At 71.5% G+C, this 23,811-nt stretch carries 26 protein-coding genes and 1 pseudogene; 5 read left to right on the top strand and 22 right to left on the bottom strand.

All coding sequences use genetic code 11. From position 1 onward, the window contains the following. Positions 1-88 precede the first annotated feature (88 nt). Genes ACWCV3_RS12280 through ACWCV3_RS12270 form a run of 3 tightly spaced genes read left to right on the top strand, consistent with a single transcriptional unit; the run spans position 89 to position 1,275 of the window. Positions 89-451: a hypothetical protein gene (locus ACWCV3_RS12280; RefSeq protein ID WP_451222189.1), complete on the top strand. Its 363-nt coding sequence runs from the start codon at positions 89-91 to the stop codon at positions 449-451. Further along, entirely contained in the window at positions 451-1,026 is a 576-nt protein-coding gene (locus ACWCV3_RS12275) for a hypothetical protein (RefSeq protein ID WP_451222187.1), read from the top strand. Before ACWCV3_RS12280 ends, ACWCV3_RS12275 begins: the two co-directional genes overlap by 1 nt. 57 nt (positions 1,027-1,083) lie before the next feature. Further along, positions 1,084-1,275: a DUF397 domain-containing protein gene (locus ACWCV3_RS12270; protein WP_451222185.1), complete on the top strand. Its 192-nt coding sequence runs from the start codon at positions 1,084-1,086 to the stop codon at positions 1,273-1,275. On the opposite strand, the gene ACWCV3_RS12265 is transcribed toward ACWCV3_RS12270, so the two are convergent. The 16 genes and pseudogenes from ACWCV3_RS12265 to ACWCV3_RS12190 all read right to left on the bottom strand — a co-directional run bounded on the left by ACWCV3_RS12265 (position 1,272) and on the right by ACWCV3_RS12190 (position 12,243). After that, on the bottom strand, positions 1,272-1,550 hold the full coding sequence (locus ACWCV3_RS12265) for a helix-turn-helix domain-containing protein (protein WP_451222183.1): 279 nt from the start codon (positions 1,548-1,550) through the stop codon (positions 1,272-1,274). The genes ACWCV3_RS12270 and ACWCV3_RS12265 overlap by 4 nt on opposite strands. Before the next feature lie 271 nt (positions 1,551-1,821). Continuing rightward, positions 1,822-3,441, bottom strand: coding sequence for a recombinase family protein (locus tag ACWCV3_RS12260; protein WP_451222181.1), 1,620 nt, complete (start codon positions 3,439-3,441; stop codon positions 1,822-1,824). A gap of 31 nt (positions 3,442-3,472) precedes the next feature. Beyond that, positions 3,473-3,733 (bottom strand): annotated as a pseudogene (locus ACWCV3_RS12255) (magnesium chelatase domain-containing protein); the annotation flags it as partial. Further along, the gene (locus tag ACWCV3_RS12250; protein WP_451222179.1) at positions 3,734-4,099 is read right to left on the bottom strand and encodes a YraN family protein; all 366 of its coding nucleotides are present in this window, start codon (positions 4,097-4,099) and stop codon (positions 3,734-3,736) included. A gap of 167 nt (positions 4,100-4,266) precedes the next feature. Beyond that, positions 4,267-4,575 (bottom strand): DUF2469 domain-containing protein, encoded by a 309-nt coding sequence (locus tag ACWCV3_RS12245; RefSeq protein ID WP_003993268.1) that lies wholly within the window; start codon positions 4,573-4,575, stop codon positions 4,267-4,269. Positions 4,576-4,631: 56 nt separating this feature from the next. Beyond that, a complete protein-coding gene (locus ACWCV3_RS12240) occupies positions 4,632-5,138 on the bottom strand; it encodes an NUDIX hydrolase (protein ID WP_451222177.1) in 507 nt (168 codons plus the stop codon). Beyond that, positions 5,128-5,871 (bottom strand): signal peptidase I, encoded by a 744-nt coding sequence (lepB, locus tag ACWCV3_RS12235; protein ID WP_451222175.1) that lies wholly within the window; start codon positions 5,869-5,871, stop codon positions 5,128-5,130. Before lepB (ACWCV3_RS12235) ends, ACWCV3_RS12240 begins: the two co-directional genes overlap by 11 nt. 153 nt (positions 5,872-6,024) lie before the next feature. Next, on the bottom strand, positions 6,025-6,960 hold the full coding sequence (gene lepB / locus ACWCV3_RS12230; RefSeq protein WP_451222173.1) for a signal peptidase I: 936 nt from the start codon (positions 6,958-6,960) through the stop codon (positions 6,025-6,027). Continuing rightward, entirely contained in the window at positions 6,893-8,002 is a 1,110-nt protein-coding gene (gene lepB / locus ACWCV3_RS12225) for a signal peptidase I (protein ID WP_451222171.1), read from the bottom strand. Before lepB (ACWCV3_RS12225) ends, lepB (ACWCV3_RS12230) begins: the two co-directional genes overlap by 68 nt. Continuing rightward, the gene (gene lepB, locus ACWCV3_RS12220; RefSeq protein WP_451222169.1) at positions 7,995-8,687 is read right to left on the bottom strand and encodes a signal peptidase I; all 693 of its coding nucleotides are present in this window, start codon (positions 8,685-8,687) and stop codon (positions 7,995-7,997) included. Before lepB (ACWCV3_RS12220) ends, lepB (ACWCV3_RS12225) begins: the two co-directional genes overlap by 8 nt. 45 nt (positions 8,688-8,732) lie before the next feature. Continuing rightward, the gene (gene rplS, locus ACWCV3_RS12215) at positions 8,733-9,083 is read right to left on the bottom strand and encodes a 50S ribosomal protein L19 (RefSeq protein WP_030808575.1); all 351 of its coding nucleotides are present in this window, start codon (positions 9,081-9,083) and stop codon (positions 8,733-8,735) included. A 135-nt stretch (positions 9,084-9,218) separates the two neighbouring features. Next, positions 9,219-10,052: a tRNA (guanosine(37)-N1)-methyltransferase TrmD gene (trmD, locus tag ACWCV3_RS12210; RefSeq protein ID WP_451222167.1), complete on the bottom strand. Its 834-nt coding sequence runs from the start codon at positions 10,050-10,052 to the stop codon at positions 9,219-9,221. Then, positions 10,049-10,627 carry a ribosome maturation factor RimM gene (gene rimM, locus ACWCV3_RS12205; RefSeq protein WP_451222165.1) on the bottom strand — a complete coding sequence of 193 codons (579 nt, stop codon included), beginning with the start codon at positions 10,625-10,627 and terminating at the stop codon, positions 10,049-10,051. Before rimM ends, trmD begins: the two co-directional genes overlap by 4 nt. An 82-nt stretch (positions 10,628-10,709) precedes the next feature. After that, a complete protein-coding gene (locus tag ACWCV3_RS12200; RefSeq protein ID WP_005479813.1) occupies positions 10,710-10,949 on the bottom strand; it encodes an RNA-binding protein in 240 nt (79 codons plus the stop codon). A 5-nt stretch (positions 10,950-10,954) separates the two neighbouring features. Continuing rightward, the gene (gene rpsP / locus ACWCV3_RS12195; protein ID WP_031183689.1) at positions 10,955-11,377 is read right to left on the bottom strand and encodes a 30S ribosomal protein S16; all 423 of its coding nucleotides are present in this window, start codon (positions 11,375-11,377) and stop codon (positions 10,955-10,957) included. Positions 11,378-11,643: 266 nt separating this feature from the next. Then, complete coding sequence (locus ACWCV3_RS12190) at positions 11,644-12,243, bottom strand: hypothetical protein (RefSeq protein WP_451222163.1); 600 nt, start codon at positions 12,241-12,243, stop codon at positions 11,644-11,646. Between the two features lie 435 nt (positions 12,244-12,678). On the opposite strand from ACWCV3_RS12190, the gene ACWCV3_RS12185 reads away from it, so the two are divergent. Then, the gene (locus ACWCV3_RS12185) at positions 12,679-13,521 is read left to right on the top strand and encodes a class I SAM-dependent methyltransferase (RefSeq protein ID WP_451222161.1); all 843 of its coding nucleotides are present in this window, start codon (positions 12,679-12,681) and stop codon (positions 13,519-13,521) included. Between the two features lie 124 nt (positions 13,522-13,645). Here ACWCV3_RS12185 and ffh read toward each other — a convergent pair whose 3' ends face one another. The 5 genes from ffh to nsdA form a co-directional block, all read right to left on the bottom strand. Continuing rightward, entirely contained in the window at positions 13,646-15,196 is a 1,551-nt protein-coding gene (gene ffh / locus ACWCV3_RS12180; protein ID WP_451222159.1) for a signal recognition particle protein, read from the bottom strand. 118 nt (positions 15,197-15,314) lie between these two features. Continuing rightward, entirely contained in the window at positions 15,315-17,831 is a 2,517-nt protein-coding gene (locus ACWCV3_RS12175; RefSeq protein WP_451222157.1) for a [protein-PII] uridylyltransferase, read from the bottom strand. A gap of 26 nt (positions 17,832-17,857) precedes the next feature. Next, positions 17,858-18,196, bottom strand: coding sequence for a P-II family nitrogen regulator (locus ACWCV3_RS12170; protein ID WP_451222155.1), 339 nt, complete (start codon positions 18,194-18,196; stop codon positions 17,858-17,860). Then, positions 18,193-19,533 carry an ammonium transporter gene (locus ACWCV3_RS12165; RefSeq protein ID WP_451222153.1) on the bottom strand — a complete coding sequence of 447 codons (1,341 nt, stop codon included), beginning with the start codon at positions 19,531-19,533 and terminating at the stop codon, positions 18,193-18,195. Before ACWCV3_RS12165 ends, ACWCV3_RS12170 begins: the two co-directional genes overlap by 4 nt. Positions 19,534-19,892: 359 nt before the next feature. Continuing rightward, positions 19,893-21,371 (bottom strand): transcriptional repressor NsdA, encoded by a 1,479-nt coding sequence (gene nsdA, locus ACWCV3_RS12160; protein WP_451222151.1) that lies wholly within the window; start codon positions 21,369-21,371, stop codon positions 19,893-19,895. 460 nt (positions 21,372-21,831) lie between these two features. Here nsdA and ACWCV3_RS12155 point away from each other — a divergent pair, with 460 nt between their 5' ends. Then, on the top strand, positions 21,832-22,494 hold the full coding sequence (locus ACWCV3_RS12155; RefSeq protein WP_451222149.1) for a bifunctional DNA primase/polymerase: 663 nt from the start codon (positions 21,832-21,834) through the stop codon (positions 22,492-22,494). A 111-nt stretch (positions 22,495-22,605) separates the two neighbouring features. On the opposite strand, the gene ftsY is transcribed toward ACWCV3_RS12155, so the two are convergent. After that, the gene (gene ftsY / locus ACWCV3_RS12150) at positions 22,606-23,811 is read right to left on the bottom strand and encodes a signal recognition particle-docking protein FtsY (protein WP_451222147.1); all 1,206 of its coding nucleotides are present in this window, start codon (positions 23,809-23,811) and stop codon (positions 22,606-22,608) included.

Genomic DNA, 23,811 nt, shown 5'->3' with positions numbered 1-23,811 from the left:
CAAGGGGCACAAACTGTGCCCCTGACCACGCTGCGTCACCCCTACGGTCCCCGATGTGAGGATCACCGCGAATCGGGGAGGCGCAGCGATGCTGCATGGCACCACGAGTCCAATCACGCCGGACCTCCTGGCGCTGTTGCCACTCCCTGACCTCGCCACCCTCACCCCGGGCCAGGCCGCCGGACGCGCCTGCGTCTGGGGAGGCGGACCGCTTCAACTCGCCAGTGCCGTCGACCTCGGAGAGGTCATGCACGAGGGCGTGCATGTCTTCCCCCAGGCGTGCTGGCCGTGCGTCGCCGAACGCGCCTTCCTGGCGCTCGCCCCGCACTCCATCAACTGCGAGCCCTGCCACGACAGCGAACGGTGGAAGGACTGCCCCATCGGCGGCGGCCTCCACCGGCTGCGTGTTGATGCCCTCCGCCTGGCCCGCCTCGGGGACACCCGGTGCTGATGCCCTACGTGCTACCCCGCACCGGGGAGCAGGGCCTGCCCGTGCCCGTCATCGTGACCTCGGCCGGCGTCAGCTACGCCGACCCTGCGCAGGATGCTGCCTGCCGCGACCGAGACGGCCTGCTGTGGGAAGCGCGCGAAGGCACCCCCACCGGCCCGCCCGCCTACACCGCCGAGCTGCACCCGGCCCGGCAGCGCGACGCCATGGACGGCCTGCTGTGCGCGGGATGCCGCGCTCCCGCCGACCGGGGCCAGGACGGGATGCTCTGGCTGGTACCCCTGCTCGGCGCCCCGGCTGACACCAGCTGGGAGGGCGTGCGCGCTGCGATCCCGCCCATGTGCGCGGTCTGCGCCGAGCTGGCGCCGCGCGTCTGCCCGGTCCTCCGCGACGGCCACATCACCCTCCGCGTGCGCGAGGCCGACCCGATCGGCGTCCGCGGCACCCTCCACCCCCGGCCCGGCCAGCCCGGCGCCCCCGACCCGGACGCCCTTGTCGGCTACGACTCCGACGCCCTGCCGTTCGTCGTCGCCCGCCACGCCGTCCGCGAGCTGCACCGAGTGACCGTCATCCGGTAGCAGCCCCCACACCCCGGCGCTTCCCGCGCCGGTCCGCACAACCCGAGAGGTACCACCATGAGCGAGAACCTCGTCTTCGTGAAGTCCAGCTACTCCGTCCAGAACGCGTGCGTGGAAGTCGCCGTCACCGCCGACGGCGGGCGCGCGGTCCGCGACTCGAAGGACAAGACCGGCCCGATCCACCGCTACACCCCGGAGGAGTGGGGCGCGTTCGTCCAGGGCGTGAAGGCCGGCCAGTTCGACCTCTAACCCGCGTGCTGCCCACGGCCGCCCTCGTCATCAGCGGGGGCGGCCGCTTCATGCGGCGGTTGCCCTACTAGGTCGGCGAGGGGAACGTCGACGGCACCAGCGATGAGGATGATGTGGTCAAGCAGCGTGGCGTGGCCCTGTTCGATCCGGTTCACGGTCTTCCGGTCGAGGCCAGTCAGCTCGCCGAGCTTCTCTTGCGACAGCTTCTGGGCCTTGCGTGCGGCGCGGACAGCGTCCCCGATGGCCCTGCGGCGGGTGAGTACCCATGCGGGCATCGGGTCTGACGGCACACGTACACGCTGGTCAATATCTTGATCAGTGTCTGTACCACCGCTGGTACATTTTGCGAAGAACTCTCAGGCAAAACACAAGACCTGACCAGCGAAAACACACGTTCGAGTGATATGCAGGCGACACTATTGCCGCACTGCAACAACCGGCTAAAGGTGAGCAGTACACAGACCGGCCGGACCTCCTCGCCCCCCAGGCTTACGGCGGTCCAGCCACGACGCCCCCACCCCGACACCCCGGAGTGGGGGCGTCACCCTACTTCCAGACGATCTCCACCGAGTCCGCGTCAAAGTACGTGCCACCCGGCAGGCGACCCCGTCGCCCCGGATACATCCTCACCGTCATCAGGTACGACACCACCGCCCGCTGCCGCGACAGGCCGAGCCGACCCCACTCGGCCTCCACGTCCTCCGCGCCCAGCAGCCCCGCCACGGGATTCGCCTTGACGGCGCGAGTCAGCACATCCTCGGCAGCCTCCAGCCGGCCACGCGCGCTCTGCCGGGCGACCTTCCACTCCTGAAGGTCCATCTCCCCCGCGCCGAGCGCCGCCGCGAGCGCGTCCAGGGTCTGCCGGGCCTGCCGCATCTGCCGCTGCGCACCGCTCACGTCCACGGGGTCCTCACGCGCGGCCAGGACATCGGCCACGTCTGGCCGGCTCAGCCGCTCAAGCACGAGCAGCTGCACGTACTGGTCCACCGGCTCGACCTTCCGCACGAAGTGGTTCTTGTTCGCTCGGCATGAGTACGCGGCCTCGTGTACTCCACGGGCGGCCCGGTTACTCGTCACCACGCGTGCCTTCGCCGAGCACTTGCCGCACTCGTAGATCCCGGAACCGAGGTACTTGCGTTCACCGCCGGGCGACGTACGCCGGGCCGGGTCCTCGATGAGCGCGGCGAGGCTCCGCCAGGTCGGCTCGTCCAGCGGCGCCGGCCAGTTCGCCGGTCCCGCCTCCTCCCCCCTGTGCCGGAAGATCCCAGCGTTACGGCAGCGCAGCAGCATGGACCGCACCTCGGTCTGTAGCCATCGGACACCGGTGCTGGTGAGTATCGGCGGGTCCATGGCGTTCCAGGCTGCTGCGATCGAACGCAGGGAGGCGCCAGCCAGAACGGATTCCGACGCCTGCCGGATACGCGCGAACTCGCTGTCCGCCAGGACTTCAGCCGGCTTTCCGCAGCCGCGGCAGTTGGCCCACACGTGCCGCCCGTGGGGCTCTTGGCACTTGGTGCACGCCCATCCGTCGAATCCGTCGACGGCGCCGCAGGCGAGGCAGGAGATCGTGATGGTGAAGTCGGACGGTTCCAGCAGTCCGCACTGGTGGCAGACGAGGGACCGTGGGGTGACGCCGTCGGGCTCGTACCCGAAGGGCCGGCGCCCGCCGAGGTACTGGCCGTTCTTGGCCATCTCGTCGCGCTTGCGTTTCTGCCGCTCGATCATCCGCTCTACCTCGTAGCGGGCCTGGACGCCGAGCTGGCGGGCGATCATCCGGCCGGTGGCGGTGGAGAGGTCGAGGTTGCCCGCCACGACGGTCCGGGTCTGGACGCTACGAGACCGGTCGCTGGGCTCGCATACGTCGATGTACTCCTCCAGCTCTGCCGGGGAGCGGTGGAGGCGGTCGGTGTGCCAGGCCAGCACGGTGTCTGCGCGGCCCTCTCGCAGGTCTACGAGGAGCTGTTGGTATCCGGGCCTCGGCTTGCCCGAGTAGGCGCTCAGATCGTTGTCGGTGTAGCAGGCGACGACCTCGAGCCCGAGCTGCGTGGCGAGGGCCTCGCAGTCCTCGCGCTGGCGTTCCACGGCGAGGCCGGCGCCTTCGCGGTCGCGGCTGATGCGGCAGTAGATGATTGCGCGGGTGGGGATGCCGAGTGCGTCGGAGGCCATGCCTCAGCCTGGCACGAGAGAACTGTGTTTCGCATGGATTCGCTAGATCGAACCCGGAGCCGGCTTTGGGTACCGAGGCGGGGCTCAGTCCCACGGTGAGTTTCTTCTGCGGCCACTCACCGCCGGAGTTCACCACGGCGGCCCGGACCCGGTCCCGGCTCTCCGAGAGGCTCTTGTCCGGCAGCCCCACCAGGGTGAAGGCGGCCACTCCGGGCTCCAGGCCGGCCTGGACCTCGACGAGGACGCCCTCGACCCCGACCAGGGCCACCGAGCAGGTACGGGCGAATCCCATTCAGGCCACCCCCCGCGCGTGCTCCACGGCGGGCGCCCCGCGCCGGGGCAGCAGTACCCCGACCAGATCTACCCGGACCCCGTCCGGGGGTGCTCCCCCGTGCGTGTGGATCCATCGTTCGGCCAGGTCCAGCAGCCGTCGCGCCTTCTCGGGCGTGACGGCGGCCATCGGGTGCTGGAACTCGCCGCCGCGCCGGGTCTTCACCTCGCACACGACCAGCGTGCCGCCGTCGCGCGCGACGATGTCGATCTCTCCCGAGCGTCCGCAGCGCCAGTTGCGCTCCAGGATGCTCATGCCGGCCTCGGTCAGCCGCCGCGCGGCCAGATCCTCGCCGTACCTGCCCAGTCCACCGCGTGCCCTGTTCATGTCGGCACCACCTCCGGCACCCACCGTGACGGGGCACACGGAAAGAGGTGGATCTTGGTGGACGGAGCCGCGCTTGTGGACATCTCCGCCACCCGTGTGAGTGACCCACCCCCGGCTCACCGGCCCCGGCCGGTCGGCATCAGCCGCTCGGCATCAGCCGCTCGGCATCAGCCGCTCGGCAGCTCCAGATCGCTCTTGTTCAGCTCCTCGATGTTCACGTCCTTGAACGTCAGCACCCGAACCTGCTTGACGAACCGCGCCGGCCGGTACATGTCCCACACCCAGGCGTCGGCCATCGACACCTCGAAGAACACCTCGCCCTGGACCGAGTGCACCTGCATCTCGTAGTCATTGGTGAGGTAGAAGCGCCGTTCCGTCTCGATCACGTATTTGAACAGACCGACGACGTCGCGGTACTCCCGGTAGAGCTTCAGCTCCATCTCGGTCTCGTACTTCTCGAGGTCCTCGGCGCTCATGGCAGCTTCCCCTTCAGCCGTGCGATCCCCCCATTGTGCGCCAGCCCGGCGAACCCTCAGACGATTTCCGTGTCGAGGGTCACGGGCGTGGCCGGGGGACCCTCGTCGAACAGCGTGCGCAGCAGCCCGGCGAGCCTGGTCGGGTACACCGTCTCATGCGCCCGCTCGAGTTCCCGGCACGTCCACCAGCGCGCTCCGGACACGCTGCGCCGCTCCAGCTCGGTCAGCCCGAGGGCGGTCGTCGCCGTCTGTGCCGTACGGGCCAGGTAGTACCACTCGTCCTGGTCCCAGCGGCGCCCTGCGAACGGGAAGGAGCACCGGCGGCGCCACAGCACGGGGCCCAGGTCGACCTCGGTGATGCCGGTCTCCTCGACCAGCTCCCGGAGTGCGGCCTGCTCGCGGGTCTCGGAGCCCTCCAGCCCGCCGCCGGGAGTGAACCACCAGTCGTCGGCCGGGTCGTCCGGCTCGTGGCCGTGCAGCAGCAGGACCCGGTCCGCGGGGTCGAGCAGCACCACGCGGGCGACCTTGCGCGCCTCGCCCGTGGAGCTGTCCTCAGCCGGCATGGACGGGCTCCGCGCTGCTCCGGGTCCGGGATCGGCCCACGCGTGCCGCGACCGGGCCGTAGGCGGCGCCGCCCAGGACCAGCACCGCACCGGCGACGATCATCACCTCGATCAGCGGCAGCGGACCCGGCTCCGACAGCGCGCCCAGCACCTCGAACCCGGTCGGCCGGGACAGCATGCCCCGCATCGGCCAGACCACGGAGTCCACGCGGGCGTGCACCGCGCCGCGGCTCACCGTGCCCCCGGCGGCGTCGGTGAGGTGGGCGGTGGAGTCCAGCGAGCCCTGGCGCTCGTCGCCGAGCAGGAAGAGGCGGCCCTCGGGCACGGTCACCGTCGGAAAGCCCTTGATCTCGGCCGGGGTGCCCTTGGGCAGATAGGGCTCGTCGACCGGCCTGCCGTTGACGCTCAGCTTGCCGTCCGTGCAGCAGGCGACGGTGTCCCCGCCGACCGCGACGACCCGCTTGACCACGTCGGCACCGGTCACCCAGGTCTTGTCGCTGAACACCACCACGTCACCCCGGCGCACGTCCGCGCCGTCGACCCGCTGGGCCAGCACCCGGTCCCCGGCGTCGATGGTCGGGGTCATCGAGCTGGTCGGCACGGTGTAGGGCAGGTAGGTCACCGCGGCCCAGCCGAAGCCGGCCAGGAAGAGCAGCAGGCCTACGGCCACCGCCACGCCCGACACTTTCCCGCCGGGGCCGCCCCTGGAATGCGCGCCTTGGGCACTTGCCATGTCGTCTCCCGGTCCCCTCCGCCGGGGTCGCCCGGCCTGCCACGATCCGCCTTTGGTAGCACACCGGGCCGGAACGCCGCGAGGGCGGTGTCCCCCGGTGACCGGTTCTTCACCGGGTCTCCGGGAAACACCGCCCTCGGCGGTGCCCGTGACTCACGCCTCGCGCGCGGCCTTGGCTGCGGCGGGGCGGGACGCCCTGCGGCGGCGTAGGAGCGCCACCGGCACCACGAGCGCGACCGCACCGGCGCCCGGCGCGTACGGCAGCGAGGCGGCGGAGCTCTGGTTGTCCAGCCCGGGCTGGCCGAAGGTGTCCGGGATCGGCAGGGTGCCCCAGCGGTTGATGGGCCACGCCTTCACGATCGCGCGTCCGACGACGTCCTTGACCGGCACCATGCCGTGGTTCTCGTCGGTCTGGTTGTACCGGGAGTCCCGCGAGTTCTGGCGGTGGTCGCCCATCACCCAGATGTAGCCCTTGGGCACCTTGACCTTGAACTGTCCGCCCTGGTCGTCGACGCTGCACGGCGTGTTGCCGGGGTAGACGTACGGCTCTTCGAGCGCCTTGCCGTTGACCTTCAGCGGCGCGCTGCCCTGGCACTCGACCGTGTCGCCACCGACACCGATCACCCGCTTGATGAGGTCCTTCTCCTCGGCGGACGGCATCAGGCCGATCCAGCTCAGCGCCTTCTGCACCGCGTTCTGCTCCGGCGTCGGCTCGCCCGCCAGCCACTGGCCGGGGTCGTGGAAGACGACGACCTCGCCGCGCTCGGGCTCGGAGCCGAACCAGGGGGTGAGCTTGTCCACCAGGACGCGGTCACCCTGCTGGAGGGTGTTCTGCATCGAGTCGGACGGGATCGAGAACGCCTGGACCAGGAACGTCTTGATCAGCAGGGCCAGTACCAGCGCGATGCCGACGAGGATCGGCAGTTCCTTCCAGAACGAACGCTGCTTCTCCGGCCGGCGCGCGGCACCGCCGCCGCCACCGTCCTCGTCGGTACGCGGGGGCGGGCCGGGCGGGGTGCCGTCACCGGCCGCCGCGAAGCCGTCCCCGGAGTTCCCGGCGCCGTTCGGGGCCGAGGCGTCGGACCCCACGGGGTGCCCGCGGTGCTCCTCGCCGTCGTGCCCCGACCGTGCGCCAACCGCCACATCCCCCACGCCAACTCCTTACTCTGTGCCGCCGCCTGCCCCATGCACGGTGCAGGCTCACCACTCCCATAACGAGCGGGAGTTCCGCAGGGGTCGGGAGCTGGGTCAGTCCGTTCGGATCGTAGGGGGCAACCCTATGCGACGGGGCCTGGGCGGCACTCGCCCCGGACGCCGCGTCGGTGACGCTTGCGAAGGTTTTAGGTTCGTCCAGGCGCGTCCAGTGCGCGAAGGGCCAGCCGATGAACATCGCCCGGCCGACGACCGAGTCCTCCGAGACGGTCCCGCCGTACGGCGTGTTCTGGTGGAAGCGGGAGTCCGCGGAGTTGCCCCGGTGGTCGCCCATCACCCACAGGCGGCCCTTGGGGACCGTGATGTCGAAAGACGTCGCGGAGGGCGCGTTGCCGGGATAGATGTACGCGCCCTCGGTGAGCGGGACGCCGTTGACCGTGACCCGGCCCTGCGCGTCGCAGCACCTCACGTGGTCGCCGCCGACCCCGATGACCCGCTTGATCAGGTCCTTCTCGTTGTCGGAGGGGAGCAGGCCGATGAAGGTCAGGCCCTCCTTGACCTGCTTGACCACGACCGGGTCGTTCTTCTCCGGCGCCTCCTCGCCGGTGAGCCAGCCGCCCGGATCGTGGAAGACCACCACGTCGCCGCGCGCCGGCCGGGAGCCGAACCAGGGGGTGAACTTGTCGACCAGCACCCGGTCCCCGATCCGGATCGTCTGCTCCATCGAGCCGGAGGGGATGACGAACGCCTGCACCAGGAAGGTCTTCAGCACCAGCGCGATCAGCACCGCCACCCCGAGCAGCAGCGGGATCTCCCGCACCGCCGACCGCCTGCGTCTGCGCTTCACCTTGCGCTGGAGCTTGCGCCGCTCCGCACGCGAGCGGCCGGCGCTCGGCCGGGAGGTCCGGCGGGCGCCGGTGGGCAGCGGATTGTCGGCGGCAGCGCCGGTGACCCCGCGCGGCCGTGCCCGGTTACCCATGCGCGGCCTCCGCGGCAGGTACGTGTGCGTAGGCGCCGGGGCGCTCGATGCGCGTCCAGTGGCCGTACGGCCAGACGATCCAGTCGGCGCGGCCCACCACGTCCTCCACGGGGACCATGCCGCCGCCGGGCGAGCCGAGGTGGTCGCGGGAGTCGCTGGAGCGGGCGCGGTGGTCACCGAGCAGGAAGAGGCGGCCGTCGGGCACCACCACGTCGAAGGGCACGTCGGACGCGCTGTTCCCCGGGAAGAGGAACCCCGTCTCGTCGACCGGGTGGCCGTTCACCTCGATCCTCCCCTCCCTGTCGCAGCAGACCACATGGTCGCCTCCCACCCCCACAACGCGCTTGACGTAGTCGGCGTGCCCGAAGTAGCCGGTCCCGTCGAACACCACCACGTCACCGCGGCTCGGGCGGGCACCGAAACGGTACGCCAACTTGTTCACGAGCACCCGGTCCCCGACGTTCAGACCACGCTCCATGGAGCCGCTCGGGATGTCGAAAGGCCGCACCACGAACGTGCTCAGGAGCAGCAGGAAGGCGAGGCAGGTGAGGAGTGCCAGGGTGAACCGGCCGCCGGGCACCCGCTCGGCGAACGGGGCCAACGCGAAACGCGACCGGCCCCGCGTACCCGGTGTACCGGGTGGGCGGGAGCGGTCGCGTTCGGCGGGCTGTGCTTCGGTGTCCATCGGGGCCAGATGCTATCCGGCCCCGTCACGACTCCGGGCAGGCGCTCAGTTGTCGCGCTTCTCCTTGATCTTCGCGGCCTTGCCGCGCAGCTCACGGAGGTAGTACAGCTTGGCGCGGCGCACGTCACCGCGGGTGACGAGCTCGATCTTCTCGACGATCGGGGTGTGCACCGGGAAGGTACGCTCCACGCCGACGGAGAAGGAGACCTTGCGGACCGTGAAGGTCTCGCGGACGCCCGAACCCTGGCGGCGGATCACGACGCCCTTGAACTGCTGCACACGCGAGCGGTTGCCCTCGATGACGCGGACGTGCACGTTGACGGTGTCACCCGGGCGGAAGGCCGGGACGTCGGTGCGCAGCGACGCGGAGTCGACGGTGTCGAGCAGGTGGGACATTTCGTCTGCTTTCTTCGCTGATGCCACAGGTCATCAACGGAACTAGATGTTCGAAGGGGTCTGCCGTGCGGGTCGGAACGGGCGTCGTGTCCCCCTGTGGCAGGGGCGCACGCCGGACGGACGCACAACAGCGGCCTATTGTTCCACGCCGTCGCTCCTGCGCCAAAACCGCCCGGACGAGTGGCCCTCCGGGTCCGGGGACCAGCCCAGGATGGAGAGCATCTCGCGGTCCTTCTTGTCGAGCGTCGCGGGGTCGCAGCGCTCGATCAGGTCGGGCCGGTTGACGGTGGTGCGGCGCATCGCCTCGTCCCGCCGCCAGCGCGCGATCCTGCCGTGGTGGCCGCTCAGCAGCACGTCCGGGATGCCGTGGCCCCGCCACTCGGGCGGCTTGGTATAGACCGGCCCCTCCAGGAGGTTGGCCATGGCGCCGGGGGCGAAGGAGTCGTCCCGGTGCGACTCGGCGTTGCCGAGCACGCCGGGCAGCAGTCGGGCCACGGCCTCGGTGATCACCAGAACGGCCGCCTCGCCGCCGGCGAGGACGTAGTCCCCGATGGACACCTCGTAGACCGGCATCCGGGTCGCGTACTCGTCCATGACCCGGCGGTCGATGCCCTCGTAGCGGGCCGGGGTGAAGACCAGCCAGGGGCGTTCCGACAGTTCGACGGCGAGTTCCTGGGTGAAGGGGCGGCCGCTCGGGGTCGGCACGATCAGGGCGGGGCTGTGCGCGCCCGACTCGTAGCCGTCGGCCAGCACGGTGTCCAGGGCGTCGCCCCAGGGCTCGGTCTTCATGACCATGCCGGGGCCGCCGCCGTAGGGGGTGTCGTCGACCGTGTTGTGCCGGTCGTAGGTCCAGGAGCGCAGGTCGTGGACGTTCACGTCGAGTCGGCCGCGCGCGCGGGCCTTGCCGACGAGGGAGACGTTCAGCGGTTCCAGGTACTCCGGGAAGATCGTGACGACGTCGAGCCTCATGCGCTCTCGTCCTCGTCGCGTGCGGAAGCCTCCGTGGCCTCGTCCCTCGCGGAGGCGATCTCGGCGCGGTCGTCGATCAGGCCGGGCGGCGGGGTGATGACCGCCCTCTGCTCGGCCAGGTCGATCTCACTGACGATCTCCTCCACGAACGGGATCAGCACCTCGCTGCCGTCCGGGCGCTCCACGATGAAGAGGTCCTGGGAGGGCAGGTGGGAGATCTCGGTGATCCGGCCCACCTCCGTGCCGTCCTCGGTGACCACGTCGAGGTCGATGAGCTGATGGTCGTAGTACTCGTCCTCGTCCTCCGGCATCTCCTCCGGATCGACGTCGGCGATGAGCAAGGTGTTGCGCAGCGCCTCGGCGCCGGTGCGGTCGCCGACGCCCTCGAAACGCAGAAGGAGACGGCCGCTGTGCACGCGGCCGGTGGCGATGGTGAGCGGCCCGGCGGACGCCGGGTCGGTGGCCAGGACGGCGCCCGGCGCGAGCCGCGACTCCGGCTCGTCGGTCCGCACCTCGACGGTGACCTCGCCCTTGATGCCATGAGCACGGCCGATCCGTGCGACTACCAACTGCACGAGTACAGATCTCCTGTCATACGACTGCGGGCCGGGGACGGCCCAGTGGCCCTCCCCGGCCCGAGCCGGTTGCTATGAAGCGTCAGCGGACGTGGTCCACGTCGACGAGGTCGACGCGGACACCGCGGCCGCCGATGGCGCCCACGACGGTACGCAGAGCGCGCGCGGTGCGGCCGTTGCGGCCGATCACCTTACCGAGGTCGTCGGGGTGCACCCGGACCTCCAGCACGCGCCCGCGGCGCAGGTCGCGCGAGGCCACCTGCACATCGTCGGGGTTGTCGACGATGCCCTTCACGAGGTGCTCAAGCGCCTCTTCGAGCATGCTGCTCAGGCCTCGGTCGACTCGGCGGACTCAGCAGCCGCCTCGTCCTTCTTCTCAGCCTTCTTCTTCTGGGTGATGGCCTCACCCTTGTTGTCGTCGTCGGAGCCGAGGCCCTCGAACGACGGACGCTCGGCCTTCGGCGCGGCGACGAGGAGCGGCGCGGGGGCCGGCTCGCCCTTGAACTTCTGCCAGTCGCCGGTCTTCTTCAGGATGGCGAGCACCGGCTCGGTCGGCTGCGCGCCGACACCCAGCCAGTAGGCGACGCGATCGGCGTCCACCTCCATGACCGACGGGTTGTAGGTCGGGTGGTACTTGCCGATCTCCTCGATGGCCCGGCCGTCACGGCGGGTACGGGAGTCGGCGACGACGATGCGGTAGTGAGGCGAACGGATCTTGCCCAGACGCTTCAGCTTGATCTTGACTGCCACGGGAGTGAGTTCTCCTGGAATTGACGTGTTGGGCACGGCGGAGTCGCCGCGTGGGGTTGCGGTACCCGAGTGCCCGATGGACGCGTCAGCCGGAGGAGAGAGGGGTCCTGTGCGACTGTCGAGTACAGCTAGACATTGTGCCACACCCCGCGGGGCCCCCAGGGACACGGTCGGCGATCGCGAGCACGACTGTGGGACGCCCGGCGCCGCACTCGCCGGGCGGGAAGGAGAGCCGATCCGTACGGCTGCCACGAGCAGCCGTCTTGTCAGCTCGCCGCTGCCACCGGCTCCGGGATGCGGAACGGTTTGCCGCAGCCGCCGCACACGATCGGCGCCTGCGCCAGGACGGAGGGCACGACCCGGACGTTGCGCCCGCAGTCGCAGACCGCCTTGACCCGGACCCCGCCCCCGGAGGAGCCGTGCCGGGCGGCGGGGCCACGGAAGGTGCGCGAGGTGTCGGAGGAAGTGGCCACGGTGTGCGCCTTCAGCGCCCGCTGCAGCCGGTCGATGGTCGGACGGTAACGCCGCTTGGCCTCGGGGTTGAGCGTGACCAGCGAGAAACCGCTGCTGGGATGCGGCTCCTCGGGGTGGTCCAGGCCCAGCTCCTCGGCGACGGCGAGGAAGCGGCGGTTGTGATAACGGCCGGCGCGGGAGGTGTCGCGCACCCCGCGGGAGGCGGCGATGCCGTGCACCGCCTCGTGCAGCAGCCGCTCGAAGGAGAGTTCGTGCCCGCACGCGGACGACGACTCCCCGATCAGTGATTCCGGTGCGGCGAGGTCGGGCAGCTCGGGGTGGTACCGCTGAATGTCGGCCCACGCCTGCGCCAGCTCCGCGGCGAGAACAGGTGGTGTCTGTGTCGTGCTCACGTAATGACAACGAGCGTAGGTGCCGCTGTGTTCCTATTCCGGGGCATCTCAAATAATTTGCACCTACCCGTCAGTTGTCGCCGATGCGTCCTGACGAGGGCGGGTCCGCCGTTTCATGGAGAAGCCTCGCAGCTCCCCCCAAGCCGGTGCGTAGCCAGACGTACGGCTTCCGGCGTCGGCGGGGCCGAGGCCACCGCGGAACCCGCACGTTACCGGGTGCCCCTGAGCGGCACCGAACCCGGTGGCGCGCGGCGGCGTTGCGGGGGCGTGAATTCGAGCCACACGCGCCGACCGACGCCAAGCGGAGCCCCACGACCACTGGACGACACGGCGAGCCGGGAGTTACCTGGCATACGTGGAAAGTGCGCACGCACGGCACACGGGGGCCACACACCGGGCACAGCGACGGACAGCCGGCGGATTGGGGCACTACCTATGACTCCTACGCTCGTGCGGGAGCACCTGGCACACGCGGGTTCCGCACCACCCCGCGTGAACCCCCGCAAACGCGCGCGCGACTGGGCGGAGATCCAGGAGCGGATGCTTCTGCCGCTCCACGAGACCGTCCACGAGCGCCTGGAAGTGGGACCGGGCACCCGCCTGCTGGGGCTGTCCTGCGGCACCGGGCTCGCCCTGCTGCTGGCGGCCACCAGGGGCGCGGCCGTCACCGGCGTCGACTCCCGCCCCGCACACCTCGCCCTCGCCCGCGAACGCCTGGACCCGGACGGCCCCCTGGACGCCCGGCTCGTACAGGCGGACTCCCCAGCGGCCGCGACCGACGAGGGCACACCCCCGTACACCCTCGTGACCGCCTACGAGACGGTCGGCGCCCTCGGCGACTCCGACGACGTCGGTGAGACTCTCGCCGCCGCGCTGCCGCTGGCCGCGCGCGGGGCCGCCGTGGTGCTGGCCGGCTGGGGCCCGCCCGAGCGGTGCGCCACCTCGACCGTGCTGCGGGTCGCCGCCAAGCTGGCGGAACCGTTGCGCGGGGCCCGTACCTGGCGCCCGGCCCGCCGGGACGACCTGGAGGAGGTCGCCCGGCGCGCGGGCCTCAGGCCCGACGGCTCCGGCCGGGTGGCCTGCCCCTTCGGGTACGCCGACAACGACAGCGCGGTGCGCGGGCTGGTGTCGACCGGACTGTTCGACGCGGCCGTCGCGGCGACGGACCGGCGGCAGGTCGACAAGGAGCTGACCGAGTCCCTGCACCCCTACCGGCGCCCGGACGGCACGGTCTGGATGCCGAACGTCTTCCGCTACCTGATCGCCCGCGTGCCCTAGGTGTATCGACGCGCAGCCGTGTGAACAACGCTGCGGGTCAATACACCCAGCGGCATGTTCCCGATGCGCGAAGGGCGCCCCCTCACCACGAAGGGGCGCCCTCGGCACGTGCACGGGAGCGGTGTCAGCCCATGAACTTCTTGAACTCGTCGGGGAGTTCGAAGTCCTGGCCGCCCTGCTGGGGCAGCCCGAGCGCGTTGCCGCCCTGCGCGGCGGCCTCACGGCGCCGGGCGTCCTCCAGCTCCTGCTGCTTGCGCTTCATCGGGTTGCCCGAACGCTGCTTGCCCTTGGCCTTCTTGGGCTGCTTCTTGGTGCGGCCGGGGCCGCCGCCCATGCCCGGCATCCCCGGCATGCCCGGCATGCCGCCGCCCTGAGCCATGCGGGACATCATCTTGCGCGCCTCGAAGAACCGCTCCACCAGGCTCTTCACCGCGCTGACCTCGACACCGGAGCCCTTGGCGATACGGGCGCGGCGGGAGCCGTTGATGATGTTCGGGTCGGTGCGCTCGGCCGGGGTCATCGACTTGATGATCGCGGCCGTGCGGTCCACGTCCCGCTCGTCGATGTTGTTGATCTGGTCCTTGATCTGACCCATGCCCGGGAGCATGCCGAGCAGCTTGCTGATGCTGCCCATCTTCCTGACCTGCTCCATCTGGGACAGGAAGTCGTCCAGGGTGAAGTCCTGGCCCTTCTTCGACGCCAGCTTCGAGGCCATCTTCTCGGCCTCTTCCTGACTGAACGTCTTCTCCGCCTGCTCGATCAGGGTGAGCAGGTCACCCATGTCGAGGATGCGGGAGGCCATCCGGTCGGGGTGGAACGCGTCGAACTCGTCCAGCTTCTCGCCGTTGGACGCGAACATGATCGGCTTGCCGGTGATCTGCCGGATCGACAGGGCGGCACCACCGCGGGCGTCGCCGTCGAGCTTGGAGAGCACCACACCGTCGAAGCCGACGCCGTCGCGGAAAGCCTCGGCGGTGTTGACCGCGTCCTGGCCGATCATGGCGTCGACGACGAAGAGGATCTCGTCCGGGGAGACGGCGTCGCGGATGTCCGCGGCCTGCCGCATCATCTCCTGGTCGATGCCCAGGCGGCCGGCGGTGTCCACGATCACGATGTCGTGGACCTTGGCCTTGGCGAACTCGACGGAGTCCTTGGCGACCTTGACCGGGTCACCGACGCCGTTGCCCGGCTCGGGGGCGTACACCGCGACACCGGCGCGCTCGGCGACGACGCTGAGCTGGTTGACGGCGTTGGGGCGCTGGAGGTCGCAGGCCACGAGCAGCGGGGAGTGACCCTGCTCCTTCAGCCAGCGGCCGAGCTTGCCCGCCAGCGTGGTCTTACCGGCACCCTGGAGACCGGCCAGCATGATCACGGTCGGCGGCTGCTTGGCGAAGCGCAGGCGGCGGGTCTCGCCGCCGAGGATGGTGATCAGCTCGTCGTTGACGATCTTGAGCACCTGCTGGGCGGGATTGAGCGCCCGCGAGACCTCGGCGCCGAGCGCACGCTCCTTGACGTTCTTGATGAACGACCGGACGACAGGGAGCGCCACGTCCGCTTCGAGGAGGGCGATGCGGATCTCACGCGCCGTGGCGTCGACGTCCGCCTCGGTCAGCAGACCCTTGCCCCGGAGAGACTTGAAAGTCGCTGACAGGCGGTCGGAGAGAGTATCGAACACGGCGGCGTCGGTCCTCGAGGTCGGAGTCGTTTCGGGCTGCCCTCCAGGGTATCCGGCCGCGCAAGCGATTCGTCCCCGCCCGCCGCACTCGGCCGGGCGGGGAGTTCCGGCAACCGTCTCAGGCGCGCAGGGCCTCCTCCAGAGCGCGGGCCGTCGCGGCCGCGTCCTCGGGAGGCAGGGGGGCACCGGTGCCGCTGGTGACGTAGAAGGCGTCCACCGCGTTGGCGCCCAGCGTGCTGACGTGCATGCTGCGGACCCTTATGGCCCCCTTCTCCAGGGCCGTGCCGATCCGGAAGAGGAGTCCGGGGGCGTCCTGGGCACGGACCTCGATGACCGTGGCGTGGCGGGAGGCGGCCGGGGCGACGGTGACGCGCGGGGGCGGGGCGGCAAGGCCGCGGCGACGGGGGTAGGCGGCGTCGCGTTCGGCGAGGCGCGCGGTGATGTCCAGGGAGCCGTCGAGGGCGCGGACGAGGTCGGCGCGGAGCCGGCCGGCCTGCGGGAGCGAACCGTACTCGGCGGCCACCCGCCAGTCGAGCAGCAGCACGGTGCCGTCGTCGGAGGCGTCGACGGCATCGGGCAGCCGCACCGTGCGCAGCCCGCCTGTGCGCACGGTGAGCCGGTGCAGGGCGAGGACACCGGCGAGGGCGGGCAGGACGCCGGGCTGGTCGGGGACGGCGATGACCAGTTCGACGCCGAGCGGCTCGCCCGTCTCGGCGGAGTCCTCCGGCGGGGCGGGTTCGGCCTGGGCGCGCAGGGCGAGGACGGGTCCGCCGGTGCGGTGGGCCTCGACGGCGAGGCGTTCCTGTTCGGCGGTGGGTGCGGCGGGTTCGGGTTCGGTGCCGGGGTGCTCGCCGGCCAGTACCGCGCCGACGCGGCGGACGAGGTCGGTGACGAGGGATCCGCGCCAGGTGGACCAGGCGGCGGGGCCGGTGGCGAGGGCGTCGGCCTCGGTGAGGGCGTGCAGCAGTTCCAGGGTGCTCTCGCTGCCGACGGCGTCGGCGACGGCGCGGACGGTGGCCGGGTCGTCGAGGTCGCGGCGGGTGGCGGTCTCGACGAGCAGCAGGTGGTGCCGGACGAGGGTGGAGAGGACGGCGACGTCGGCGCGGTCGAAGCCGAGCCGGGTGGCGACGTCCCTGGCGATGACCTCGCCGGCCACGGAGTGGTCGCCGGGCCAGCCCTTGCCGATGTCGTGCAGCAGGGCCGCGACGAGGAGCAGGTCGGGGCGGCCGACGCGGCGGGTGAGGGCGGAGGCGCGGACGGCGGTCTCGATGAGGTGCCGGTCGACGGTCCAGAGGTGGACGGCGTTGCGCTGGGGCCGGCAGCGGACGCGTTCCCAGTCCGGGAGCAGCCGGGTGATCAGGCCCTCGGCCTCCAGGGCTTCCCATACGTCGACGGTGGGGCGCCCGGAACCGAGCAGGGTGATGAGCTGCTCGCGCGCCTCGGCGGGCCAGGGGGCGGGCAGCGGGCGCGCGGTGGCGGCCATACGCCGCACGGCGTGCGGGGAGAGCGGGAGGGCGGCCTGCGCGGCGGCGGCCGCGGCGCGCAGGGGCAGTACGGGGTCGCGTTCGGGGCGTGCGGTGCGGGCGAGGACGGCCTCGCCGTCCTGCTCGACGACGCCTTCGGCGAGGGGCGAGCGCTCGGCGGCGGTCCTGCCGCCGCCGGGCGCCCTCCCCTCGCCCGCCACCGCCCTTCTGAGGAAGTCGCTTCGCTCCCTTGCCAGTTGGCGTAGCCGGGGGCGTACGGCGCGCGCGCGCAGGACGCGGCTGACCTCGCGCCAGGTGACGTCACCGGCGTAGGAGATGACGCGGGCGGCCTCGTAGACCTGGCGGAGCAGGGTGTCGGCGTCGAGGAGGCCGAGCTCGGCGGCGACCTGGTCCTGTTCCTGGAGGGCGAGGCGGTCGGTGGCCCGGCCGGTGACCAGGTGGAGGGCGTCGCGGGCGTCGAGGAGGCGGCGGCGGGCGTCGGCGAGGCCCTCGCGGGGCGCGTCGGCGAGCCAGGAGGCGGCGACGGACCGTAGCGCGGTGGCGTCGCGGAGTCCGCCGCGGGCCTCCTTGAGGTCGGGTTCGAGGAGGAAGCGGAGTTCGCCGTGGCGCTCGGCGCGTTCGGCGCAGAGCTCCTGGAGTTCGGGCAGGCGCCTGGGGGCCTGGTTGCGCCAGTCGGCGAGGATCGCGGTGCGCAGTCCGGCGGAGAGGCCGGGGTCGCCCGCGAGGTGGCGGGCGTCGAGCAGGCCGAGCTGGACCTTGAGGTCCTCACCGGCGGTCTTGCGGGCTTCGGCGGGGGTGCGCACGGAGTGGTCGAGGCTGATGCCGAGGTCCCAGACGGGGTACCACAGCCGGTCGGCGAGGGCGGCGACGGCGGCGGGGTCGCCACCGTCGTGCAGGAGCAGCAGGTCGAGGTCGCTGCGGGGGGAGAGTTCGCCCCGTCCGTAGCCGCCGACGGCGACGAGCGAGATGCCCTCGGCCGCGGGGGCGGCGGCGGTGAAGAGGCCGTTCAGCCAGTCGTCGGTGAGCCCGGCGAGGGCGGTACGGCGCGGCGGCCCGGGCCGCACCCCCTCGTTGAGGAGGTGCAGCCGGGCCGCCGCGTAGCCGCTGGGTCCGGTGTCGTCGGTCTCGTTGCGGTCGTCCGTGCGCGTCACCCAGCGACTCCTGTCTCTACTCGTGCTCAGAGCGCGTCCGGGCCGCGCTCGCCGGTGCGGACGCGGACGGCGGTCTCCACCGGCTGGGACCAGACCTTGCCGTCCCCGATCTTGCCGGTGCGGGCGGCCTTGACGACGACGTCGATCACCTGCTCGGCGTCCTCGTCCTCGGCGAGCACCTCGATGCGGATCTTGGGGACGAGGTCGACGGTGTACTCGGCACCACGGTAGACCTCGGTGTGCCCGCGCTGGCGGCCGTAGCCGCTGGCCTCGGTGACGGTGAGCCCGTGGACGCCGAGCGCCTGGAGGGCCTCCTTGATCTCGTCGAGCCGGTGCGGCTTGACGACCGCCGTGATGAGCTTCATACGTCCACCTTCCTGATCTTCGCGGCGGCGAGCGCCTGGGCCGTGGCGCCGCCGACGACTCCGCCGCCGGTGCCGCTGAAGTCGTACGCGGTCTCCGCGTGCTGGGACTGGTCGATGCCGGAGACCTCCTCGTCCTCGGGGACCCGCATGCCGAGGGTCTTGTCGAGGAGGAGGGCGAGGACGGCGGAGGCCAGCAGGGAGTAGGCGAGGACGGCGAAGACGCCGGCGCACTGCTTCCAGAGCTGGTCGAAGGAGTGGTCGCCGTAGAACACGCCGGCCGCGTCGGACTGGCCCTTGCCGGTGGCGAAGAAGCCGATGAGCAGGGAGCCGATGATGCCGCCGACCATGTGGACGCCGACGACGTCGAGGGAGTCGTCGTAGCCGAACCTGAACTTCAGGCCGACGGCGGCGGCGCAGGCGACTCCGGCGATGGCGCCGACGGCGATCGCGCCGAGCGGTGAGACGGCGCCGCCGGACGGGGTGATGGCGACGAGGCCGGCGACGGCGCCGGAGGCCGCTCCGAGGGTGGTGCAGGCGCCGTGGCGGAACTTCTCGTAGGCGAGCCAGGCCAGCATGGCGGCGGCGGTGGCGACCTGGGTGTTGACGAACATCAGGGCGCCCACGCCGTCGTCGTTGCCCAGCCAGGAGCCGGCGTTGAAGCCGAACCAGCCGAACCACAGCAGGCCGGCGCCCAGCATGACCAGCGGCAGGCTGTGCGGGCGCATCGGGTCCTTCTTGAAGCCGACACGCTTGCCGATGACCAGGATGACGCCGAGGGCGGCGGCACCGGCGTTGATGTGGACGGCGGTGCCGCCCGCGAAGTCGATCACGCCGAGCTTGAAGGCCCAGCCGTCGGAGGCCCAGACCCAGTGGGCGACCGGGATGTAGACGACCGTGGCCCACAGGGCGACGAACAGGGCCCAGGCCGAGAACTTGACCCGGTCGGCGAGCGCTCCGCTGATCAGGGCGGGGGTGATGACGGCGAACATCATCTGGAAGACCATGAAGACGAAGACCGGGATGGTGTAGCCCGGCCAGAGTTCCGTCAGCCCGATGTCGCCCAGTCCGAGCCAGTCGGCGTCCCAGCCGATGAAGGCGGAGCCGGAGCCGAAGGCCAGGGAGAAGCCGTAGAGCACCCAGAGGAGGGTGACGATGCCGATGCTGATGAAGCTCATCATCAGCATGTTGAGGGTGCTCTTGACGCGGACCATGCCTCCGTAGAAGAAGGCCAAGCCCGGTGTCATGAGCAGCACCAGGGCGGAACAGATCAGCATGAAGCCTGTGTTCGCGGAGGACAGTCTGGGTGCCTCCGCGGCAAGCGTGATGGCTGCTGCCATCGGCGTCTCCTCATCGGTTGTACGGCCCCGTGCGGGCGGTGCCTGAGCGGTCCGGTCAAGTGAGGGGTGGGCCGGTTATGCGCCAGAGACTGACGCAGCGCGGTTTCGACCGGGGCCCCCGGCTGTTTCGCGGGGGTGACGAAGGCACCTGGCGTGTTACGCCTCCATGAACTGCCCGCTGCCGTGCACACCGGTCGTTATCGTGACGCAACCGGCGCCGGGACCGGCGCACCGACAGGCGGGTGGGGCATACGTGAACCGGCCGCGTCCGGCCTCTCGATGACCTGGCATGGGGGAGCCGAGTCGGGCAGTTCGGGAGGACCGGCCGCGGCCGGGGCATGGGGTGGTGCGGGTGTGTCTCAGCCGGCGTCGGCGCTCTCCGGGAGGTCGACGGCGAGCTGTTCGGTGAGGTCGACGACGACGGAGAGGTCCCCGAAGTCCCGCACGGCCGCGCCGACGGTCTTGCGGATGCGGGTGTTGACCCGCTCCGAGCGGACCTTGCGGGCGGTCTCCATGGCACGGGAGGCGTAGTCGCTGCCCTGCTCGGGTTCGCGCTGGAGGAGGTGCACCGTGGCCATGCCGATCAGGTTGAGCGCGTAGGAGCGCTGGTGTTCGCCGTCCTTGGCGAACAGGTCGACGGCGTTCTCCATCAGAGGCTGGGCGAGCGAGGCGTAGGTGGGGCTGCGGCCGGCGACATAGGCGAGGTCGCGGAAGGAGTGCGAGTTCTCGCCGTGCAGTTCGGCCTCGGAGAAGAACCTGATCCAGTCGGGGTCCGGGTCGTCCCAGTCGTCGGCGTCGGCGAAGGTGTCCTCGGCCATGCGGACCGCGCGCTTGCACTTGCCGGGCTGACCCATGTTGGCGTAGGCGCGGGCCTCCATCGCATACAGCATGGACTGGGTGCGCGGACTGGCGCAGTCACGGCTGCCGTACTGGGCGAGGTGGATGAGTTCGAGGGCGTCCTCGGGACGGCCGAGGTGGATCATCTGGCGGCTCATGCTGGAGAGCACGTAGGAGCCGAGCGGTTTGTCCCCGGCCTCCTTGGCCGCGTGCAGGGCGAGCACGAAGTACTTCTGCGCGGTGGGCTGGAGTCCCACGTCGTACGACATCCAGCCGGCGAGTTCGGCGAGTTCGGCGGCGACCTTGAAGAGCTTGCGCGTGGTGGTCTCGGGCTGGGGTTCCTGGAGGAGGTCGGTGACCTCGTGCAGTTGCCCGACGACCGCCTTGCGGCGCAGGCCGCCGCCGCACTGGGCGTCCCACTGGCGGAACATCTTGGTGGTGGACTCCAGCAGCTCCAGCTCGGGGCGGGAGAGCCGGCCGGGCCTGCGGGGTTCGTGCAGCGGGTCGGGCTCGGGCGGGGCGGGCGAGGAGGGGGTGGGGACGAGCCAGCGCTGCATGGGCTCGATGAGGGCGGGGCCCGCCGAGAGGCCGAGGGAGGTACCGAGGAAGCCGCGCCGGGCGAGCATCAGGTCGCTGCGGGAGAACTCGCTCAGCAGGGCGACGGTCTGCGGGCCGGTCCAGGGCAGGGCGACGCCGGACGCGGAGGGTGACTGGCGGGCGACGCGCAGGCCGAGATCCTCGACGGAGACGACACAGCCGAACCGCTCGGAGAACAGCTCGGAGAGGATGCGCGGGATCGGTTCACGCGGGTTCTCCCCGTCCAGCCAGCGGCGCACGCGCGAGGTGTCGGTGGAGATGTGGTTGGCACCGAGCTGCCGGGCCCGGCGGTTCACCTGGCGGGCCAGCTCCCCCTTGGACCAGCCGCTGCGCACGAACCACGAGCCGAGCAGGTCGTTGGGGCGCTTGTCAGCGTTCGTCCCGCCACCGCCGTTGCCGCCCACTGGAACGCCCCCATTCCCTGAAATCCACCTGCCGCCGGATGCGCCAAGCCCTATCAGAATGCCGGTGGACCGGGCCGCCCGTCCGGCGGTTCTCACCCCTCGAACGAGCTGTCGACTTGCCTCCGGCATACCCATGAGTGCATGTGCCCCCGGGACTCGCACACTCACAGTAATCCCACGATCACCCTTCCAGCCACGGCAGTCCTTGAAACGCCACCATTCGCCACCCCTTCGAATGAACTCACGATGACCGTCGCGCGCTTCACTTGACACCGGACGACCGACGGTGGGCGGAAGGAAGCGCGTGGGGGCGCGTGAAGCCTCGTTCACCACTGTTCGTGCCGCGATGCGCCGCCTTGTCCCGGTAGGGGTGAGGGAAAGCGGGGGTCGAGGAGTCACGTTCCGCATCCCTCTCGCTCCTTTTCGTAACCACCGGCGCGCTGGACCCGTTGGAGGGGGCATGGGCTTCACGATCGGCGGCATCCGGGAGATCCGCTCCGGCACGCGTCGGCGCGGCCGCACGCCGGAATGCACCACGGCCGCCGAGTTCACCGGCCTGTGGGGCTGGGAGGTGGTGCCGGGGGCGCGCGCCTCGGGAGGCGCCTGCTCCTGCGGGCGTGCCGACTGCCCGGAGCCGGGCGCCCACCCGCTGGACTTCGCGCCCCGGCTGCGGGCCGGGGCCACGCTGGCCGAGGCCGGCCGGGCGTGGGCCGAGGTGCCGGGCGCCTCGGTGATGCTGCCGGTGGGCCGGGCGTTCGACGTGATCGAGGTGGCGGAGGCCGCGGCGCGCCGGGCGCTGGTGCGGCTGGAGCGGATGGGCCTGCCCCTCGGGCCGGTCGCCGCGACCCCGGAGGGCCGCGCGCACTTCCTGGTCGCCCCCGGCACCGCCGCGGAGCTGCCCCACCTGCTGTACCGCATGGGCTGGGACGACCCCGAGGCGCTGGACCTGCGCGGTCTCGGGCCGGGTACGTACATCACCGCCCCGCCCTCCGACCGGGGCGGCCTCGGCCCGGTGCGGTGGCTCCGGCAGCCGGTGCTGGACGGGGCGACGCATCCGCCGGCGGCCCGGCTGCTGCTGGGCACGCTGGCCTACGTCGCGCACCGCTCGGCTGCCCCGGCCTGAGGGCAGCTCCCCTGGGGCCGGTCCGGCACACTCCCCGTACGGCGAAGCGCCCGTCCCCCGGATCTGCTGGGGGCGGGCGCTTCGGCGTGGTCGCGGGCGGAGTGACGGGGGTCAGTCACCGAGGAGTGCGTCGACGAACGCCTCCGCGTCGAACGGCGCGAGGTCGTCGGGGCCCTCACCGAGGCCGATGAGCTTGACCGGGACGCCCAGCTCGTTCTGCACGGCGATGACGATGCCGCCCTTGGCGGTGCCGTCGAGCTTGGTGAGCACGATGCCGGTGATGTCCACGACCTCGGAGAAGACGCGGGCCTGCACCAGGCCGTTCTGGCCGGTGGTGGCGTCGAGGACGAGCAGCACCTCGTCGAGCGGGGCGTGCTTCTCCACGACGCGCTTGACCTTGCCCAGCTCGTCCATGAGACCGGTCTTGGTGTGCAGACGGCCGGCGGTGTCGATGAGCACCACGTCGACGCCCATCTCCTTGCCCTCCTTCACCGCGTCGAAGGCGACGGAGGCGGGGTCGCCGGCCTCCGGGCCGCGCACGGTGTAGGCGCCGACGCGCTCGCCCCAGGTCTGGAGCTGGTCGGCGGCGGCGGCACGGAAGGTGTCGGCGGCACCGAGGACGACGCTGCGGCCGTCGGCGACCAGGACACGGGCGAGCTTGCCGGTGGTGGTGGTCTTGCCGGTGCCGTTGACGCCGACGACCATCACGATGCCGGGCTTGCGGCTCTCCGGCTCGGTCCTGACCTCGCGGTCCATGTCGGTGCCGACGAGCTTGAGCAGCTCCTCGCGGAGCAGGCCGCGCAGTTCCTCGGGGGTGCGGGTGCCCAGCACCCTGACGCGCTCGCGCAGCCGCTCGACCAGTTCCTGGGTGGGCTGCACGCCGACGTCGGCGGTGAGGAGGGTGTCCTCGATCTCCTCCCAGGTGTCCTCGTCCAGGTGCTCGCGCGACAGCAGCGTGAGCAGCCCCTTGCCGAGGGCGTTCTGGGAGCGGGAGAGGCGGGCGCGCAGCCGGATCAGACGCCCGGCGCTGGGCTCCGGGATCTCGATCTCGGGAGCCTTCTCGGCGGCGGGGGGTTCCTCGACGGTGGTGGGGGCGCCGCCGCCCGGCAGGTCCACCTCCTCGATGGCCCGGCGTTGTTCGTCGCGCGGGGTCTCGGCCTCGTCACCGACGTGCGGTTCGGCCGGGGGCGCGGTCAGGTCGGTCTTGGAAGGCGGGGGCGGCGGCAGCGACTTCCTGCGCCTGCTGGTGACGAGGAGCCCGCCGAGCGCGCCGAGCACGACCACGGCGATGACTACAGCAAGGATGATGGTTTCCAT

The organism is Streptomyces sp. NPDC001781 (assembly GCF_053596035.1).
This window is presented reverse-complemented; position numbering and strand designations above follow the sequence as displayed.

What these genes read in the sequence shown, in the direction of transcription:
- ACWCV3_RS12280 (WP_451222189.1), top strand. Translation starts at nt 89, where the DNA reads ATGCTGCATGGCACCACGAGTCCAATCACGCCGGACCTCCTGGCGCTG.
- ACWCV3_RS12275 (WP_451222187.1), top strand. Translation starts at nt 451, where the DNA reads ATGCCCTACGTGCTACCCCGCACCGGGGAGCAGGGCCTGCCCGTGCCC.
- ACWCV3_RS12270 (WP_451222185.1), top strand. Translation starts at nt 1,084, where the DNA reads ATGAGCGAGAACCTCGTCTTCGTGAAGTCCAGCTACTCCGTCCAGAAC.
- ACWCV3_RS12265 (WP_451222183.1), bottom strand. Translation starts at nt 1,550, where the DNA reads ATGCCCGCATGGGTACTCACCCGCCGCAGGGCCATCGGGGACGCTGTC.
- ACWCV3_RS12260 (WP_451222181.1), bottom strand. Translation starts at nt 3,441, where the DNA reads ATGGCCTCCGACGCACTCGGCATCCCCACCCGCGCAATCATCTACTGC.
- ACWCV3_RS12250 (WP_451222179.1), bottom strand. Translation starts at nt 4,099, where the DNA reads ATGAACAGGGCACGCGGTGGACTGGGCAGGTACGGCGAGGATCTGGCC.
- ACWCV3_RS12245 (WP_003993268.1), bottom strand. Translation starts at nt 4,575, where the DNA reads ATGAGCGCCGAGGACCTCGAGAAGTACGAGACCGAGATGGAGCTGAAG.
- ACWCV3_RS12240 (WP_451222177.1), bottom strand. Translation starts at nt 5,138, where the DNA reads ATGCCGGCTGAGGACAGCTCCACGGGCGAGGCGCGCAAGGTCGCCCGC.
- lepB (WP_451222175.1), bottom strand. Translation starts at nt 5,871, where the DNA reads ATGGCAAGTGCCCAAGGCGCGCATTCCAGGGGCGGCCCCGGCGGGAAA.
- lepB (WP_451222171.1), bottom strand. Translation starts at nt 8,002, where the DNA reads ATGGGTAACCGGGCACGGCCGCGCGGGGTCACCGGCGCTGCCGCCGAC.
- lepB (WP_451222169.1), bottom strand. Translation starts at nt 8,687, where the DNA reads ATGGACACCGAAGCACAGCCCGCCGAACGCGACCGCTCCCGCCCACCC.
- rplS (WP_030808575.1), bottom strand. Translation starts at nt 9,083, where the DNA reads ATGTCCCACCTGCTCGACACCGTCGACTCCGCGTCGCTGCGCACCGAC.
- trmD (WP_451222167.1), bottom strand. Translation starts at nt 10,052, where the DNA reads ATGAGGCTCGACGTCGTCACGATCTTCCCGGAGTACCTGGAACCGCTG.
- ACWCV3_RS12200 (WP_005479813.1), bottom strand. Translation starts at nt 10,949, where the DNA reads ATGCTCGAAGAGGCGCTTGAGCACCTCGTGAAGGGCATCGTCGACAAC.
- ACWCV3_RS12185 (WP_451222161.1), top strand. Translation starts at nt 12,679, where the DNA reads ATGACTCCTACGCTCGTGCGGGAGCACCTGGCACACGCGGGTTCCGCA.
- ACWCV3_RS12170 (WP_451222155.1), bottom strand. Translation starts at nt 18,196, where the DNA reads ATGAAGCTCATCACGGCGGTCGTCAAGCCGCACCGGCTCGACGAGATC.
- ACWCV3_RS12165 (WP_451222153.1), bottom strand. Translation starts at nt 19,533, where the DNA reads ATGGCAGCAGCCATCACGCTTGCCGCGGAGGCACCCAGACTGTCCTCC.
- ACWCV3_RS12155 (WP_451222149.1), top strand. Translation starts at nt 21,832, where the DNA reads ATGGGCTTCACGATCGGCGGCATCCGGGAGATCCGCTCCGGCACGCGT.
- ftsY (WP_451222147.1), bottom strand. Translation starts at nt 23,811, where the DNA reads ATGGAAACCATCATCCTTGCTGTAGTCATCGCCGTGGTCGTGCTCGGC.